Annotated in this window: 16 protein-coding genes and 1 pseudogene; 15 read left to right on the forward strand and 2 right to left on the reverse strand. The window is 43.6% G+C overall.

From position 1 onward, the window contains the following. Positions 1-100: 100 nt before the first annotated feature. The 10 genes from HGH47_RS01770 to HGH47_RS01815 all read left to right on the forward strand — a co-directional run bounded on the left by HGH47_RS01770 (position 101) and on the right by HGH47_RS01815 (position 11,302). On the forward strand, positions 101-2,203 hold the full coding sequence (locus HGH47_RS01770; RefSeq protein WP_432909929.1) for a methyl-accepting chemotaxis protein: 2,103 nt from the start codon (positions 101-103) through the stop codon (positions 2,201-2,203). 253 nt (positions 2,204-2,456) lie between these two features. After that, positions 2,457-3,119, forward strand: a complete 663-nt coding sequence (locus HGH47_RS01775; protein WP_212565540.1) for a hypothetical protein — start codon at positions 2,457-2,459, stop codon at positions 3,117-3,119. A gap of 20 nt (positions 3,120-3,139) precedes the next feature. Further along, on the forward strand, positions 3,140-3,928 hold the full coding sequence (whiG, locus tag HGH47_RS01780) for an RNA polymerase sigma factor WhiG (RefSeq protein WP_253675741.1): 789 nt from the start codon (positions 3,140-3,142) through the stop codon (positions 3,926-3,928). A gap of 10 nt (positions 3,929-3,938) precedes the next feature. Further along, the gene (locus tag HGH47_RS01785; RefSeq protein WP_253675740.1) at positions 3,939-5,912 is read left to right on the forward strand and encodes a FapA family protein; all 1,974 of its coding nucleotides are present in this window, start codon (positions 3,939-3,941) and stop codon (positions 5,910-5,912) included. Then, the gene (locus HGH47_RS01790; RefSeq protein ID WP_206182343.1) at positions 5,893-6,228 is read left to right on the forward strand and encodes a hypothetical protein; all 336 of its coding nucleotides are present in this window, start codon (positions 5,893-5,895) and stop codon (positions 6,226-6,228) included. The genes HGH47_RS01785 and HGH47_RS01790 overlap by 20 nt, the downstream gene beginning before the upstream one ends. 5 nt (positions 6,229-6,233) lie before the next feature. Continuing rightward, positions 6,234-6,755: a hypothetical protein gene (locus tag HGH47_RS01795; RefSeq protein ID WP_432909934.1), complete on the forward strand. Its 522-nt coding sequence runs from the start codon at positions 6,234-6,236 to the stop codon at positions 6,753-6,755. A 99-nt stretch (positions 6,756-6,854) separates the two neighbouring features. Continuing rightward, positions 6,855-8,276: a nicotinate phosphoribosyltransferase gene (locus HGH47_RS01800; protein ID WP_432910358.1), complete on the forward strand. Its 1,422-nt coding sequence runs from the start codon at positions 6,855-6,857 to the stop codon at positions 8,274-8,276. A 193-nt stretch (positions 8,277-8,469) separates the two neighbouring features. After that, positions 8,470-8,652, forward strand: a complete 183-nt coding sequence (locus HGH47_RS01805) for a type II toxin-antitoxin system HicA family toxin (protein WP_432909936.1) — start codon at positions 8,470-8,472, stop codon at positions 8,650-8,652. Positions 8,653-8,662: 10 nt separating this feature from the next. Further along, positions 8,663-9,052, forward strand: coding sequence for a type II toxin-antitoxin system HicB family antitoxin (locus HGH47_RS01810; protein WP_253675738.1), 390 nt, complete (start codon positions 8,663-8,665; stop codon positions 9,050-9,052). A gap of 168 nt (positions 9,053-9,220) precedes the next feature. After that, positions 9,221-11,302, forward strand: a complete 2,082-nt coding sequence (locus tag HGH47_RS01815; RefSeq protein WP_432909939.1) for a hypothetical protein — start codon at positions 9,221-9,223, stop codon at positions 11,300-11,302. A gap of 278 nt (positions 11,303-11,580) precedes the next feature. Here the strand turns inward: HGH47_RS01815 and HGH47_RS01820 are convergent. Then, positions 11,581-11,835: pseudogene (locus HGH47_RS01820) on the reverse strand (hypothetical protein); the annotation flags it as partial. A 493-nt stretch (positions 11,836-12,328) separates the two neighbouring features. Here HGH47_RS01820 and HGH47_RS01825 point away from each other — a divergent pair. From HGH47_RS01825 to HGH47_RS01845, 5 genes are all read left to right on the forward strand, one after another. Then, entirely contained in the window at positions 12,329-12,847 is a 519-nt protein-coding gene (locus HGH47_RS01825; protein ID WP_212565533.1) for a hypothetical protein, read from the forward strand. 96 nt (positions 12,848-12,943) lie between these two features. Next, on the forward strand, positions 12,944-13,234 hold the full coding sequence (locus HGH47_RS01830) for a BrnA antitoxin family protein (RefSeq protein ID WP_212565532.1): 291 nt from the start codon (positions 12,944-12,946) through the stop codon (positions 13,232-13,234). Between the two features lie 171 nt (positions 13,235-13,405). Then, on the forward strand, positions 13,406-14,296 hold the full coding sequence (locus HGH47_RS01835; protein ID WP_212565531.1) for an Rpn family recombination-promoting nuclease/putative transposase: 891 nt from the start codon (positions 13,406-13,408) through the stop codon (positions 14,294-14,296). A gap of 2 nt (positions 14,297-14,298) precedes the next feature. Further along, complete coding sequence (locus HGH47_RS01840) at positions 14,299-14,514, forward strand: hypothetical protein (RefSeq protein ID WP_016522172.1); 216 nt, start codon at positions 14,299-14,301, stop codon at positions 14,512-14,514. Positions 14,515-15,072: 558 nt separating this feature from the next. After that, positions 15,073-15,324 (forward strand): hypothetical protein, encoded by a 252-nt coding sequence (locus HGH47_RS01845; protein ID WP_212565530.1) that lies wholly within the window; start codon positions 15,073-15,075, stop codon positions 15,322-15,324. 685 nt (positions 15,325-16,009) lie between these two features. Here HGH47_RS01845 and acrA read toward each other — a convergent pair. Further along, positions 16,010-17,113: an acryloyl-CoA reductase electron transfer subunit beta gene (gene acrA / locus HGH47_RS01850; protein ID WP_212565529.1), complete on the reverse strand. Its 1,104-nt coding sequence runs from the start codon at positions 17,111-17,113 to the stop codon at positions 16,010-16,012. Between the last annotated feature and the right edge of the window lie 2 nt (positions 17,114-17,115).

A 17,115-nucleotide genomic window follows, 5' to 3' on the forward strand; every position in this document is an offset into this window, starting at 1 on the left:
GAAATCTAAAAAAAAAAAAAAAAAAAAAAAAAAACCCCCCCCCCCCCCCCCCCCCGATACGTACGTACGGAAATCATCATTGCAAGACGGGAGGTATCTTATGAATACCGGAAAACGAATCTTCCCGCTTAGATATAAGCTTGTTTTATTTTTTGGGTTATTGATTTTAGCGGCGGGCGTTACGCTGGGAACTTTGGCAATAAGGACAGCACGTAAAGCCGTTATAGAAAAAATTGAAGTCCATCTTACCGACAAGGCGACAGACGTTGCAGAGATTGTCGACGGAAGAGCCTCTTCCTTTGTACAATTTGTAGAGGGACTTGCCCGTATGCCGTTTTTACGTGATAACAGTCTTTCATTGCAGGAAAAGGCGCGAATGATAACAATAGAAGCGGAACGGAATACAAAAATAGATTACTTCGGCGTGTGCGATCTCGAAGGTAATCGGTATGACGCGCATAGAGCCCTCACGTTTGTAAGTGACAGAGAATGGTTTCGGGCCGCTGCTAAGGGGAAAAACTATATTACGGAACCATTCCTTTCGCAAATAACGAATAATATGCAAATACTCTTTGCTGTTCCGGTCTATGACGACATGGATACCATCATCGGTGTTCTGAGTGCGGCGGCGCCGGCAAAATTGCTTTCCCAAGAAATAGAGGATATTATCGTTGGAAAAACAGGCGAGTGTTACATACTCGGATTAACCGGTACTACCATAGCGAATAAGAATTATGAGCGAGTAACCGGCAAACAAAATGCGATAGAAATGGCAAGAACAGACTCATCGCTTACTTCGTTAGCAACTTTTACCCGGCATGCACTTGACACCCAAAAAAGCGAAGTGGGCTATTATGAGTATAACGGCGTCACTAATATAGCCTCTTATGCAACCATACCGTCGACCGGTTGGACTGTTATTATAAAAGCTCCGGTGGATGAATTTATGAGAACCGTAAATGCGCTTCGCAGAGGCATTATGCTTACCGGTATTATTATTTTAGTATTATCGCTTGTCATTGTGTATATTATCGCCTATAAAATGATGCAGCCTGTTCAGGCTGTTGTCGCTGCATTGCGGGATATTGCTCACGGTGGAGGAGATTTAACGGTTCGCCTGCCGGTTATTGGAAATGATGAAATAACGAATTTGTCCGCATATTTCAACGAAACAATAGAAAAACTTGCCCTGTCGGTACGTGCTGTCGGTGCAAATAGCGGATCAATGGAAGAAATTGGAAATGAACTCGCTTCCAACATGGTCGAAACCGCGAGCGCCATCAACGAAATAAGCGCCAATATCGAAGGTGTAAAACAACAGGCAATGACACAGGCTGCAAGCGTAACCGAAACGGCAGCTACTATCGAAGAGATCGTTCGAACGATTAAGCAGCTTAATGGCAGTATCGAAATGCAGGCGGAAAGTGTTGCACAATCATCTTCTTCTATAGAACAGATGGTTGCAAATATCGCTTCAATTACCAAGACGCTTGAAAGTACCGACGGCGTTATTAAAAAGTTGGCTTCCGCAACCGGAGACGGCAAAGAAACAGTCGTAACCGCCAATACCGTAACGCAGAAAATTGCAGAAGAATCGGGAGGCTTGTTGGAAGCGTCGAGCGTTATTCAGCATATCGCTTCGCAGACAAACTTACTTGCAATGAACGCTGCAATAGAAGCCGCACACGCAGGGGAAGCCGGTAAGGGGTTTGCAGTTGTTGCCGACGAAATCCGAAAGCTGGCGGAAGATTCCGCAACGCAAGGCAAGGCAATAACTGCAACACTGAAAATATTAAGCGGAGAAATCGAAACACTTTCGGATTCTTCCAGAACAGCCGAAGAAAAATTCAGCACTATCTTTAACTTATCGGAACAGGTAAAGTCAATGAGCGACCGTCTGACTGAGGCAATGCGTGAACAAGAAAATGGTAGTAGAGAAGTGCTTGCCGCAATTAAAAATATCAATATGGTAACGGTTGAAGTAAGCGAGGGTTCTGCCGAAATGCTCAAAGGTGGCGAAGGGGTTGCGGAAGAGATGCAGAAGCTGAACGATCTTACCCGTGTCATTACCGACAGTATGAATGAAATGGCAGCGGGAGCGGTTCAAATCAATAATGCCGTGCAGGAAGTAAATGAAATTACACAAAAAAATAAACACAATATTGAAAGCTTAGTATCCGAAGTTAATAAATTTAAGGTTTAACCGGTTTCTTTGCAAGATTGCGAAAAATAAGTCGTCATTATTCTTTGACCCCTTATTTTTTTCTAACAGATAGGCAAACGCATCAGGCACCATCTTCAACTGTTATACGTCCATAGCAGTTCTGGGTGAACAGCCTCATTTTTCTGCGGGGATATTCAAGGAAGTGTCTGATGCGGTTACCCGGAAGAATTTTCAGGCAATACCTTGACGAGAGATAGAAATTCGCATAAGCTATTGAAGTGGAGGTTTGTCCGTGTTGAAGCTAAAAGCTCCCTTAATCATTGCCGGTGCAACATGCGTGTTATCTATGCTTATCGGACTGATAAGTGGGGTACGGTTCTTACATATTTTAGGAAGGGGGCTTATTGCCGGTGTAGGAGCCGGAGGCTTTGTGTTTTGCGCACGGATTCTCTTGGAGCGATTCATCCCCGATCTTTTTACCTCGCCGGCGTCATCGGATATCGCTGAAACGGCGAATAGTTCTTCCGGGGCAAATATTAATATTACCCTTGATGACGAGTTAGGCGCCGCAGCGCCGGTAACGGCAGGCGATAACGCGGAGACTTCTGTACCGCCGAATGCTGCAGAAATGCAGACAGAGCCGCAAAGTACGGAATCAGTTCCTGCGGACTCTACTTCGGATATCTCCGATAGCGGTGATGCTCGGAAAAACACCGAATCTTTGGATGCTTCTCCCTTTTCTTTTGACGACAGTCCTCAAGACGATAGCGACTTATCGGATTTACCCGATGCGGGTTCATTTATGGATGATGATAGTTTTGCTGAAACTGAAAATATTGATGACAGTATGCAAATGGATACCAGCGGTTTTTCGATGACCGGCATTCAAACTGACGGCAACGATAGTAAGGTAATGGCTCAGGCAATTAGAACCGTTTTAGCAACTGAGGATTAGAGGGTGGGTGTTGATAGAGTATGGGAAATGTCAGTTTAGATACGAGACCGGAAGACGAGCTTTGGCTTGAATATAAACATACGCAAGACCCGCATCTTCGTGAGTTTTTTATTATAAAATATGCACCTCTTGTAAAATACGTTGCCGGTAAAGTTGCCGTCGGTATGCCGAATAATGTTGAGTTTGATGATTTAGTCGGCTACGGTGTATTCGGTCTTCTGGATGCTATCGATAAATATGATCCCGAAAAAAATGTAAAATTCAATACTTATGCAGTAACACGCATCCGCGGCGCTATCTTCGATGAATTACGCTCAATTGATTGGGTACCCCGTTCGGTACGCCAGCAATCCCGTGAAATCGAAGAAGTGATAGCGGATTTGGAAGCTCGGTTGGGGCATGCTGCAACCGATTCGGAAATTGCCGAAGCGCTCAGTATGAGTGTGGAAGAATTCCATCAGGTTTTATTAAAGATTTCGGGTACCAGTATTATTTCCCTTACTGATTTACGGTTTGGATCGGATGATTCCGAGCAAACGCCGGTTGTAGACAGTATCGAAGCGCCTACTTCGCTTAATCCTGATGTCATTGTAGAGCGGGAAGAAATGAAGCGAATTATCGTGGATGCAATTAATGAACTTCCCGATAGAGAGAAAAAAGTATTAATCATGTATTACTATGAGGATATGACATTACGGGAAATTGGAAAAGTATTAGAGGTAACCGAATCGCGAGTATCTCAGATTCACACCAGTGCAAATCTAAAACTTAAAGCAAAATTGAGCAATATTCGTAAGGGTATCCGGTAGGAGCGTTGCTATGATACATTTTGAACAAATTCGGGAGCAGATGAAGGAACAATATGAAAAGGATTCCTCCCGTTTTTTTGTTGAAGTTACCGGGCAAACCCTCGAAGAAGCGATTGACAATGCTGCTGTTGAGCTTGGTTTACGCCGCTCTCTTATCGACTATGAAATTTTACAAAAAGGTGCATCGGGTTTTTTTGTCTTAAACCCTAAAGAATGGAAAATCCGCGCTTATGAAGCGCACAAAGTACAGAGACCTACTATTCACACAGAAACCGTAACAGGACTCGGCGCCGAAGAAGTGTCGGAAGAAAATATGAATAGAGACGGAGCCGCTTATGTGTTCTGCGCTCCCGATGGCGTATTCCTAAAAGTTACGCCGCCCAGCGGTAACGGTAGAAAAGTAGCGCTTGCCGATGTCGTTGAAAAAATACGCGACAGGAATGTGGCGGTTCCGCCGGATGAAATTTTAAAACCGATTGTCAAGGCATGTGCGGATGAATATGTCAGAATCGGACATTATGAATACTTGCCCGGCAATGATGCGCTGATGTCTGTTGAAATCAGTGATGATGAGATGAGGGCATACCTTTTCGTGTCACCCCCGATGCCCGGCGGCGCCGATGTGTCGGCAGATATGATTATCACCTTCTTATCAAATAATCGTGTTGTTTCAGGTGTTAACGAAAAAAGAGTTAAGCAATTCCAAGACAGCCCCGTATATCGAGAAAATTATCTGATTGCGGAAGGAACGCCGCCGCAAAAAGGCGCCGATGCTAAGATACTCTTCAACTTTGAAACCGATAATTCACAGCTGCGCCTCAAAGAAAACAAGAGCGGGCAGATTGATTTTAAAGAGCTTAATCTTATTCAAAATGTCATTGAAGGGCAGCCGCTCGCCCAAAAGGTTCCCGCTGAGGAAGGAAAGAGCGGAAGAACCGTTACCGGTAAATACCTGCCCGCTGCTGCCGGTAAGGATATCCCCATCCCATTGGGAAAGAACACCCGATTGGCAGAGGATAATCTGACGGTTGTTGCCGAAACGAAGGGACAAGTTCTGCTGATAAAGAACAAGATCAATGTCGAACCGATTATGACGATTGAGGGCAATGTGTCGATTAAGACCGGCAATATTATGTTCCTCGGAACCGTATACGTTAAGGGGAATGTTGACGACGGATTCTCTATTAAGGCTGCGGGTAATATCGAAGTAAAAGGCACTGTCGGGAAGGCATCATTGGATGCGGAAGGAGACATCGTCGTCAGTCAAGGTATTGCCGGAAAAGAAGGCGGACATATTCGTGCAGGCAAGTCAATATGGTCAAAATTTATTCAAAATATTGAATTGGTAGAAGCCGGCGACATGGTTGTCGTATCTGATGGTATTTTAAATTCGAAGATTATTGCTAACCATAAAGTTATCTGCCGCGGAAAACGTGCGGATATTATCGGCAGCCAAGTAACTGCATGCGAAGGGGTCTATGCCCGAAATCTCGGTAGTCCGGCAGGCGGTTCCGACACAATTATCAGCGTAGGGTTTGATCCGCGCAGTAAAGAGCAGTTGATCATATTAGAGAAAAAGTTGCTTGCCTCCGAAAAAGCGCTCACTGCGTTGAAGCTGGATTTAAAATCGCTTGAAGGTCAAAAAAAGATTCTCAAAGAGCTTTCCGAAGAAAAAGAAGCGTTGCTTAAAAAGAAAAAAGAGCTACGCTATATTAACGAGACGGAGATTAAAGAACTGCGGAACGAGATAGAACGGATACGGGATTATCTTACTGCGCTTAAAACGGAAGGGCGGGTATCTGTTTCCGGAAATATTTATACGGGTGTACGAATCGTTATTAAAGATATTATCGAAGATGTTCGGGTTGATTGCAAAGCAACAACATTCTTCTTGCAAAACGGTCTCGTGCGGTATGGTCCTTATGAAGATTATACCAATGATGAAGACGTAAAGAGGACGCCCAGTGGGTATTCAACCGATTGATCTGCAGACACTTTATACTCAACTTGATAAGGTCGGAAAGCTTCAAGGAGACGCGCGGCAGACATTTGCTGCAGAATTCGAAAACAGTCAGCAAGCCAATAAGGAAGATGCTGCGCGCCGCCAGCAAACGGTACAGAAGACCGAAGCCACAGGAGCCGAGAAAACGGCGATAAATAAAGACGGTTCAAACGGTTCTTCCGGAGGAGCATTCAACGATACCCCTCAAAAGCAAAAACAGGATTCGCCTCTTACGGACGAAAAATCATATTATATTCAAGACCCATCGCTTGGAAAAAAAATCGATATTTCAGGATAATTCCTATGCTTATTGCTGCCCTCATACTGCTCTGTATTAATATTATTTTAATGATTGTTTTTTATCGAAAGACATCGCATAACTTTTCGCAAAATGCATACCGCGACCGTATTCGGGAAGAAGTAAATCGGCTTATTATCGACATTGAACATGAATCGGATCATGCAGTAACGGTACTTGAAAATAAAATTCAACAGATAGAAAAGCTGCTTGCTGATACAGATAAACATATTGCGCTTGTTGAGCAGGAGCATGAAAAATGGCGAATGCAAAAAGAATTTCTTGGCGCCTATCGAACTTCACCGCAAGGAGATGGTGAACCGGCAGCCGATACTAAAAAAAATACCGTGATGATCTATAAAAAACCTATCGGCATCCCCGAAACTGCGGCAAAAGTCTCTCCTCTTTTGAATCCCCGGGAACAAGTTGTCGAACTGGCACGGCAAGGATTCTCGATCGACTTTATCGCCGAAAAAGTCGATCTCCCTCTTGGTGAAATTGCTCTTATTCTCTCCATCGGAGAGTAGCGAGGTATGGAAATTGATCTGAGAACCTCTAAAAACCTCAGTTTTTTAGAGGTTTTCCTTAAGCTTATTTGCGAGCAAAACAGTTAGAAAGGAGTAATGATGATTACCAATGCGCTTTTTTCGGATCTTTATGAGCTAACAATGGCTCAAGGTTATTTTAAACGCCAAAACAATCGGCCGTGTGTCTTTGATATGTTTTTTAGGCGCAATCCGTTTAGAGGAGGCTACGCGGTTCTTGCAGGACTTGAGCCGCTGCTCGAAGCGATTCAAGCCTTTCACTTTGATGAATCCGATATAGCCTACCTTGCGACCTTGCACCTTTTTGACGATGACTTTCTCAGCTATCTCAAGGATTTCCGCTTTTCAGGTTCGGTATGGGCAATGGATGAAGGGAGCCTTATATTTCCCAGCGAGCCGGTACTGCGCATTGAAGCGCCGATTATCGAAGCCTTGCTTCTTGAAGGGCTTATCCTTAATACTATCAACTTTCAAAGTTTGATTGCAACAAAGACCGCCCGCATCTGGCTTGCGTCGGGGAAATCTTCCATTATGGAATTCGGATTACGGCGCGCACAGGGGGCGGACGGTGCAATGAGTGCGACTCGTGCGGCTATTATCGGCGGAGCTGCCGGTACCAGCAATACACTCGGCGGAAAGCTTTACGGTGTGCCGGTGATGGGTACCATGGCTCACGCATGGGTAATGTCCTTCCCCAGCGAAGAAGAGGCATTTGAACAATATGCCGCCATCTATCCCGATAAATCGGTATTCCTTATCGACACGTACAACACGCTCGGTTCCGGTATCGAGGCGGCAATAAAAGTAGGAAAAAAACTGCAAGCACAAGGGAAAAACTTCGGTGTCAGACTCGATTCGGGGGATATGCAGTATTTAAGTACCGAAGTACGGAAACGCCTCGACGCCGCCGGATTACCCGAAGCTAAAATCTCCATTTCCAACGAACTAACCGAAGAAATTATCGAATCGCTCATTTTGAACAAAGCGCCGATTGACTCTTGGGGGGTCGGCACTCACATGGTAACCGGCGGGCAAGAGTCTTCGTTTACCGGTGTCTACAAACTTGCCGCGCGTCAATCCGGCGACGGAACATGGCTGCCGGTTATGAAGCTTTCGGATAATCCTGCAAAGATTACCAATCCGGGCATTAAACAAGTGTGGCGGCTCTACGACAACGACGGATTTTTTAAGGCTGATATTATCGGTTTATATGATGAAACGCTCGATGCCGAAGCAATGAACACCTACTATCATCCGTTGAATGACTACCAAAGTTTCTCGTTTAAGGCGGCAAAGGCAGAGGAATTGCTCCACCTAAAAATTACCGATGGCGTATACACCGGTAAAAAGGAAACACTGCAAGAGATGCACCAGCGGGCAAGTCGGCAACTGGAATGTTTACACCCGACTTCCCGCCGTCTGCTCAACCCGCACATCTACAAGGTGTCGCTTACAAAGACGCTCTTTGCAATGAAGCAGAAACTGTTGCATTCCCTGCGCTAGTGTGTCAAAAACACGGAAATCAATTTTTGAAAAAAAAGGACAATCAACCGACACTTAAGAGTGATATAGAGGACTATAGAAATCTCAGTGCAAAGGAAATGCTTCATTATGCCCGTCAGGAATGGTTGTAGGTAAAAATTGATTTCCGTGAGAAACACTTGACATACGCATTAAAAGTACGTATTGTATAGTTATGACTGCAAAAGAAGTATTAAAGCTCTTAAATCAAAACGGCTGGTATGTTTACGAAACAAAAGGGTCTCATTTCCAGCTTAAACATTCGGAAAGGCAAGGAAAAGTAACCATTCCTATGCACAGCGGAGATTTAAAGCCATGTACTTTGAATAGTATTTTAAAGCAAGCAGGATTAAAATAGGAGACCATATATGCGTAAAATGACTTATTTAGCGGTTTTTGAACCGGCTGGAAACGGCGCTTATAGCGTCTATTTTCCGAATGTTTTAGGTTGTGTAAGTTACGGAAAAAACTTTCAAGAGGCGCAAGCAATGGCGCAAGAAGCGCTCGAATTGCATATATACGGTATGGAAAAAGACGGTGATACGTTGCCTATTGAAAATTTTTCTGATATACAAACAAATGCCGGTGATATAGTGTATGCCATTACCATTTATCCTGATTTTGTGAAAAATCAAATGGATAACCGGCGCGTTAAAACAAATTGTACTATTCCGTATACGCTAAAACGGAAAGCAGAAATGCAAGGTATAAATTTTTCTCAAGTATTGGAAACTTCGCTAAAAACAATGCTGCAATGAAATATTGATTATTTACAGCAGGAAATATAATGTTGTCAATAAAGGTGGCTTGACATATTCGTGTTTTGCCCTTACTATATAAACAGCAGTGTATAAGGGAGTTGGCTGTCAGCCGATCTTATACAACTAAAAAATTAAATATTCCACAACTGGAAGGAGATTTAATCTATGAAAAAAACACTTTTTGTACTGTTTACCGCAGCGATGTTGTTTGTAACGTTTGCGTGTAAACACGCTAATCCCGCACAGTATACGGGCGGGGGAGCCAAGCAGGATATGGCTGCACCGGATACGGTTACCATCCCGATTAACGTTATCAAGGCTTCTGACTTTTTGACCCGTTCGGTTCGTGAAAAGATCGTGTATAAGGTAAAGCAGAATGCATCAGCGAGCGGTAAGGTTATCGAAGGTACTGAGGAAGCAAAGACTAACTATGTCGACTGGGATTTCAGCGTTGGAAGAACGGAAAAAGAAGCATTAAGCGAAACGTTGATTGTAGGTCATGCGACTAAAAATGGACTTACGCCCGACACATTAGGTGATGTAAAAATTGACTACGGCAAAATAAAGCAGTGGTTCGGCAGAGATATTCAGGTCGGCGACCAATTCTGGCTCGGCTTCCGCTGCAGCAATCAAGACGGTGTGGAACTTGCCCGCATGGCTCACCATGTTAAAGTAGGAAACCCCACAACGCTCGATAAGGTAGCGCTCAAGTACGGTTTTAAAGGCTGGTATTTGGAAGCGCAATTGAATGGTAACTATCCGACGGCAACAGCCGATTTCTATCTTGGCGCCGATGCGCAAGCGAAAAAAATTAACGGCGACAAGCCGATAAACGGTCATGTTGTTACTAGTGGCGGTAACTCGATTACCTATTTCCTCTGCAAGGTGGATGATAAAGACATTGTCGTCGACCAGCCTTATCACGTTAAAGCGCACTATAAAGATGTGGAATTCGGCGGCGATGAAGGAATAACATCTTTTGTGGGTGAAGACGTTGTCTATGCAAAAGATGCAGTCGATGCCTGGAACTTTGTGTTGAAAGGCGCATCTAGCAAGGAATATGCGCTTTCTTCGGTAGCTGGACGCGATAAAATTGCCATTAACACCGCAGATCCGACTTTGACGTGGAACCCGATGAAAGACGCAGCCATGTTGTATCTGGATAAAACGGCTAACTCCGTTCTTGAGCGTGAAAACTATGCCATACTTGTATCGGAGAAGGAGAATCTTGAGGACGCAAACGAACTGACTTACAAAGTAGAACACGTGTCCGCTGCTCCGCCTGTTCCGGAGCATTATAAAGCGGAATTGAAGGGATTGCAGTTTGGCAAGGTGTACTATGCAAAGGTTATCTATTCCTATGACACCAAGAAAGCCAACTCCAAGGTGCGCGAGAAGCACGAGTCGCCGGTAGTCAGCTTTACTACCGATGACGGTCTTAAGAGCGTTAAGTATACTTTCGACTCAGGGTTAATAATAAACGGTACTATGGTTTCCGGTACTGCTGCTTCCGGCTTCCCCACCGACAACCCTGCAAGCCTTTCAACAACCGGTGTGCTCGATATTACAAACGGTAACAGCGCCCCCGCCTTACAGCTGGATGACACTAAAACGCTTGGTTCCACGGTAGGAAAGCCGTATGCAGAGAGCGAACTTGTTTTCGATATGCAGCTGCCTGCCAATATTAACACTGTTATCAGTGGTATGGCCACGAAATTTGTCGATAAAGATGATAACCCCTTAGGTGCGGCTGTTAATGATAAGGTACTGATGTCTGTTACGGCGGAAGGTACGGAAATTGCTCTCGTAATTGTGCCGACGGTTGTAAAGTCTAATCAATCTGGTGCTGTTGCTGGTAACTGGACAATTACGCCCGCTTCGATAAGACTGCGCGCTACTGCAGGCGATAAGGCTACCTATTCGGGTACGCCTGTTGTTGACACGGACGTAAAAACTGCTGGCTCACTGACCGGTCAGCCGTACGCTACTGTAGCTGGTTATGTCTATAACACAACTATGAAGAGTGCGTGGTTGGATTATCGGGCAGCTAAATTTAGCTTTACAAAGGCGAAAGTTAGAGGTGATTTCGGTTCCGTGAACGCCGAAACGGATGTAAAAGATGCGCTTCCCATGCCTAAATTTAACGGCTATCGCAGCTTTACCGTACTGTCAAACCAAGACGGTTTCCATATCGATAATGTAATGTACACCGTTAAGGATGCTGCCTTTAAACGGCATGTACGCTAAGCGTTTCCGTTCAATCCGGCGGCTGCGGAATAAACCTTCATCGGTTTTAACGCATCCCGGATTGTAGAACTCTTGCAAGACCTTAGGAAGCAGTTGCTTCCTAAGGTCTTTTTTTTGTCTTTTCTTTATGTGTGCTTAGTGTTTAGTGTTTAGTGTTTAGTGTTTAACACCGCGTTGAATAAGCGGCTTTTTTTGTCAATTGAAAAAATATGCGCTATAAGTCATATAATTAAATATGTGGAACGTTAATGTAAAGCAGAATGCTATTCCCGATTGGATTACAACTTTTCGATTTCAAGCTTGGAAAGACCCGTCAGCTTTGCAATCATGCTCATGTCAAAAGCTTCATTCTTCATCAGTCTTGCTGTTTCGAGCGCTTTTTGGTGGGAGCCGTCCGCAAAGCCGCGCTCAATACTTTGTTCAATACCTTGAGCAAAGGCTATTTCATGTTCTTCCGCTCGTTGCACTGCGATATCTGTCTCATAATCATATTCGGCGAGTAACATGTTCAATACCTCCTTTGATTTTCTTTTGGAAATATACGACGCATCTACGGTGTCATACGGCAAAAAAATGTCCTCAACGTTTCAGAAGCGGCACGGATGCCGCTGGTTCCAATCAGTAACGTGTTTGCATTGCAAACACGTAGGTCGAAAATGTACATGGATGTACATTTTTGACCGTGCCTGCGGTACTTTTTTGCCTAATTCCTTGTATCTGCATCGTCTATTTCCAAAAGCGGTGGCTATGCAGAACCGCCACGGATGGCGGTGATTCCATGCAGAAGTGAGTTTTTCATCTGAAAAACTCATCGTCCAATACGGTATATGGACGTACCGTATTGGACAGTGAATCTTTGTACTTTCTGTTCGCCGTACTCATGGCTGTTTCTCCTCGGGGACTATTGTAGCATGGATATGAGGATTTTGAAAGGTTACATAGTCGTTCCGGGCGGTACATTACGCATTGATACCTCATTACGCATTGGAAAGCTGCCGATACTATCGAGAAACGGAGGTTTGAGATATGAAATACTTACGATGTTATGTATATTTTTGCATATTGTGCATCAGTGTGATGTCATGCACAAGTACCCCGACTACCGGAGCGCTTTACTTTCCTATCACCGTATTAGCCGGTGTTGCCGATTTAACGGTTTCAACGGCAGGAGATACTCAAACGGATACTCATGATAAAACCGAAGCCTTTGCAAGAAATGCAAGAATACTGAATCGGGATCTAAATCTTGATGAAACAGAGCCGTATATTCAAAGAGAATCTCCGTCTGAATACGATCATCTTTCAAACATTCAGTTACAACCGCGGAAGAATAGTGCGCAAACGGTGAATCAGCAAAAAAATGATATGGAGCCTGTTTCTTCGATTAGATTGCAAAAAGGCGAGTCATTTACGATGCCGATACCGGTGCAGAAGAAAGTAACGGTCGTTGTTGAAAATAAGGATAGCAATGAACTAAGGTTTATGTGTACCGGTAAACAGTTCGTCTTGCAGCAGGGTGAAATGGTGATGCTGCATTTTCGGTAAACGATAAACGCCGCTTGCCATCACAGTAGCTGCAAACATCAGCAATACGGCTTATCTCTGCACGAAAAGCCGAAGTTGATGAGGATGCAGAATATTATGAAAACTATGACGCTCGATGAAGTTAAAAATCTTCCGCCGCTTACGGAAGAACGGCTAAACGAAATCAAAAATTTTCAAAATACTGATTTTTCGGACTGCCCAAAGCAGACAAAAGAGGAGCTTAAACAATTTCGTCCTTATTATGAGCTTCATACAACATTACAAAAACGTAAAAACCACACTGTACAGGTTAGTATTGATAGTGACATAATAGAAGCGTTACAGATTGAAACTCAAGAGTACCAACCACGCATAAATGCTATCTTACGGAAAGCTGTTTTTGGATAAACCATAAGGAACAAGGCACGAATAATCGACCTTTGTTGATTACAGCTAAAGGTCTCTCTAAAATCAGCTTTAGCTTAGAAAATGGGTATACTGATAGCAAAAATCGCTGAGGGTACCCCCTCTTTAAAACCTGCCCATCTATGCTATAATACAACAAGAGAGGAAACAGCTATGACTACGGCAAACAGAAAATATAAAGATTCGGTTTTTGTCGATCTTTTTGCAGAAGACGAAAAGGCTAAAGAAAACTTTTTATCGCTATATAACGCTTTGCACGGAACAAATCTGCAAATGTCTTGTCCTGTAGAAAACATAAGGCTCGATAATGTTATGTATATGAACATAATCAACGATGTTTCCTGCCTTGTCGACAATAAGATTATCGTTCTTGCAGAACATCAATCCACCATAAACGAAAACATGCCTTTGCGTTTTTTAGAATACATAGCAAGGCTCTATGAAAAACTTCAAGCTCCGACCGATAGATATTTAAGAAAGCTGTCTAAAATACCTACGCCGGAATTCTACGTTTTCTATAACGGCAAGGAAGATTACCCTGAAACTACAGTTCTAAAGTTATCTGATGCGTTTATAACAAAACCAGAAAAAGTGCCGCTGGAGCTTGAGGTAAAGGTATATAACATAAATAAGGACAAAGGAGCAGAAGTATTGAGCCGCTGTAAACCGCTTGAAGAATACAGTCTCTTTGTTGAAGAGGTAAGAAAACAAACGCAACTTGATCCTGAAAATGGCTTTACCAATGCGGTAAAGATATGTATAGAAAAAGGAATCTTAAAAGAATACTTACAGAGAAAATCACGGGAGGTAATAAATATGTTAGTAGCCGAATATGATTACGATACAGACATCGCAGTACAGAGAGAAGAAAGTCTAAGAATTGGAATACAACAAGGAATACAACAGGGTATTGAACAGGGTATTAAGCGAGGCTTTTCCGATGGAGTAATAAAAACAGCTTTAGCTTTTAAGAAAATGGGTATACCGATAGCAAAAATTGCTGAGGGTACAGGGCTTACTCAAGCGGAAATAGAAAAATTATAAACTTGTTACTAGCCGAATATGATTATGAAACCGATATAGCCGTACAACGAGCAGAAGAACGGGAAATAGCCTTTGCCACAGGCATTGAACAAGGTATATCTCAGGGAGCCTATCAAACCAAACTTGAAACGGCTAAGGCTTTTAAGCAGTTTGGTTTTGATATTGATAAAATAGCTGAAGGAACAGGCCTTTCCGTTGAAGAAATAAAGGCTCTATAAAAATCAACTTTTTGCAAATAGGCGGAGCAGATGCAAGGAGTTAGGCAAAAAAGTACCGCAGGTCTGTTGAACAGCGTACATCCCTGTCCGTTCTGCAGATGCTAAGAGATGACATGTTTTTAATTGCCGGTAAATGTGCTATGCTTATTTTGAGCGGCTCCAATAAAGCCGTTCAAAAATGCTGCCCGCCGAATATGGTTATAAAACCGATAGAACCGAAGCAAGATGTTTTAATCCATTCCCTACCGGCTTTGCAGGGCATCTTCTCTTTTAGGAAATGCCCTGCACCCAACTAACCGTGAGCCTTGCCGTTGCCAAGTAAAGCAAGGGATGTAGCCTGAGGTCGTTGTTGAAAATAAGGGGAGTCATGAACTAAGGTTTATATGTACCGGTAAACAGTTCGTCTTGCAGCAGGGGGAAATGGTGATGCTGCATTTTCGATAAATGATAAACGCCGCTTGTCATCACAGTAGCTGCAAACGCCACCAAGCTCGCAGAGTTTAATGAAACGGTAAAGTGTGCTATACTGCTATGGGATGGATAGATAAGGAGCGTTCTATGAACGATATAATGATGCGGCAATACAATATGCTTTCAAAGGAGCTGCAGCAGGAAGTGCAGCATTATATTGAATATTTATTTGTAAAAATGAAAAAAACGAATAGACAACATATTGTAACAATACCCCAGCAAGAAAAAAATAGAGCTTATGATGCCCTGATACAGTATGCTGGTTGCCTACCGCCGGATATTGATTATAAACAAGAAGCTATAGAATTTGCGGTTACGAAATATGAAAGTCTTACTTGATACAAATATTTTGGTTGATTTTCTGGCAAAGCGTCCTGTTTTTTTTAATAATGCACAAACTATCATTAAGAAATGTAAAGATAACGAAATAACAGGAATTGTAGCAGTTCATACTATTTCAACGTTTATTTTCAGCCGCTCAAATAGCGCGGCTGAAAAACACGTCGAGTTTGCTTGCTGCAAACTCGCTGATTGTACGTACGCTATCGCGTACCAATTCAGCATCCTCCAAAATTGATATTTTGTTCGGCTGCTGAATTTTAAGGAACGTTATTTTATATCTTAAAGAAGTATATTCCGGCAGAGAATGTACGAGAAATTTTTTGCAATTTATTCGAAATCATTGGAATCGGTAGTGCAAATAAAGAGAGCATTTTAAATGCTTTAAAGAATAAAATATTTCCTGATTTTGAAGATGGTTTGCAATATCAATGTGCATTAGAAGAATCGGTAGATTGCATTATTACACGCAATAAAAAAGATTTTTTTGGGTCAAAAATACCCGTGTATACGCCGGATGAATTTTTAGCATAAAGCTTTGGGTAGGTTAACTAAAAAAGCCTGTTCTTCCGCAAAGGAAAAACAGGCTTTGTGCATCACAAAGGTTCTCTAAAAAACAATCAGTTTTCTAGCAATGTAAAATTCGGTGCGCGCTAAGCATAAGCTCAACACGCCCCTTAAAAAATTACAGGCTGCCTTTTGCCGCTTTAACCGCTTCGGTCAGCATCGGAAGTACCTTGAACAGGTCTCCTGCAATACCGTAGTCGGCTACACCGAAGATCGGCGCATCGGGGTTCTTGTTGACCGCGATGATGTACTCGGAATCCTGCATACCGGCAAGGTGCTGAATTGCTCCGGAAATACCGACTGCCACATAGATGTGCGGATGTACGGTTTTACCGGTCTGTCCAACCTGATGGTTTGCATCCATCCAGCCGGAGTCAACAACGGCACGGGAAGCTCCGACAACGCCGCCGAGCGCCTGAGCCAAATCCTCAGCCAGTTTGATACCTGCTTTGGGGTCTTTACCGATACCGCGGCCGACGGAAACAACCACATTTGCTCCGATCAAGTCTACGATATTCTTTGCGGTTTTCTTGATTTCGAGGATATCAACGCTGATATCGGCTTTGGAAAGCTCAACTGCCGGTTTTTCAATTACGGTCTTTGCCGCTTTTGCCGAATCAAAGTCCTGCTTCTTCATAACGCCGGGACGCACGGTTGCAATCTGCGGGCGGAAGCGGGGACACACAATCGTTGCCATCAAGTGACCGCCGAACGCCGGACGGGTCATCTTTAAGTTGGTGTTTACCTTAAAGGGTGTCTTTTCGACATCCATCGTCGAGCTGGTGCGGAGAAATTCCTTGTATTTTTCCGTATCGACGTCGAGGTGCGTGGTGTCGGCGGTCAATCCGGTATGGAGCCGTGCGGCACAGCGGGGACCTAAGTCGCGTCCGATGGTTGTTGCACCGATTAAGAAAACTTCCGGTTTTTTGTCCTGTACCAATGCGGTAATCACTTTTGTATACGCATCGGTTGTATAATCGGCAAGAAGATCGTGTTCGCAGTAGTACACCTTATCGGCGCCGTAGCCGCCGAGATTCTTTAATGCATCTTCTTTAATACCTTTTCCAAGTACAACGCCGCAGAGTTCGCCCTTTAATTCATCGGCGAGCTTCCGGCCTTCGCTCAATAATTCAAACGAGGTGTTGAGGATTTCTCCGTTGCGCTGTTCACAAAATACCCACACGCCTTTGAAGGCTTCAGTGTCTTTGCTATCGTAAGCCATTT

Source organism: Treponema sp. OMZ 805, from assembly GCF_050937395.1.
Taxonomy (GTDB): Bacteria; Spirochaetota; Spirochaetia; order Treponematales; family Treponemataceae; genus Treponema.

What these genes read in the sequence shown, in the direction of transcription:
- HGH47_RS01770 (WP_432909929.1), top strand. Translation starts at nt 101, where the DNA reads ATGAATACCGGAAAACGAATCTTCCCGCTTAGATATAAGCTTGTTTTA.
- whiG (WP_253675741.1), top strand. Translation starts at nt 3,140, where the DNA reads ATGGGAAATGTCAGTTTAGATACGAGACCGGAAGACGAGCTTTGGCTT.
- HGH47_RS01785 (WP_253675740.1), top strand. Translation starts at nt 3,939, where the DNA reads ATGATACATTTTGAACAAATTCGGGAGCAGATGAAGGAACAATATGAA.
- HGH47_RS01795 (WP_432909934.1), top strand. Translation starts at nt 6,234, where the DNA reads ATGCTTATTGCTGCCCTCATACTGCTCTGTATTAATATTATTTTAATG.
- HGH47_RS01800 (WP_432910358.1), top strand. Translation starts at nt 6,855, where the DNA reads ATGATTACCAATGCGCTTTTTTCGGATCTTTATGAGCTAACAATGGCT.
- HGH47_RS01805 (WP_432909936.1), top strand. Translation starts at nt 8,470, where the DNA reads ATGACTGCAAAAGAAGTATTAAAGCTCTTAAATCAAAACGGCTGGTAT.
- HGH47_RS01810 (WP_253675738.1), top strand. Translation starts at nt 8,663, where the DNA reads ATGCGTAAAATGACTTATTTAGCGGTTTTTGAACCGGCTGGAAACGGC.
- HGH47_RS01815 (WP_432909939.1), top strand. Translation starts at nt 9,221, where the DNA reads ATGAAAAAAACACTTTTTGTACTGTTTACCGCAGCGATGTTGTTTGTA.
- HGH47_RS01825 (WP_212565533.1), top strand. Translation starts at nt 12,329, where the DNA reads ATGAAATACTTACGATGTTATGTATATTTTTGCATATTGTGCATCAGT.
- HGH47_RS01830 (WP_212565532.1), top strand. Translation starts at nt 12,944, where the DNA reads ATGAAAACTATGACGCTCGATGAAGTTAAAAATCTTCCGCCGCTTACG.
- HGH47_RS01835 (WP_212565531.1), top strand. Translation starts at nt 13,406, where the DNA reads ATGACTACGGCAAACAGAAAATATAAAGATTCGGTTTTTGTCGATCTT.
- HGH47_RS01845 (WP_212565530.1), top strand. Translation starts at nt 15,073, where the DNA reads ATGAACGATATAATGATGCGGCAATACAATATGCTTTCAAAGGAGCTG.
- acrA (WP_212565529.1), bottom strand. Translation starts at nt 17,113, where the DNA reads ATGGCTTACGATAGCAAAGACACTGAAGCCTTCAAAGGCGTGTGGGTA.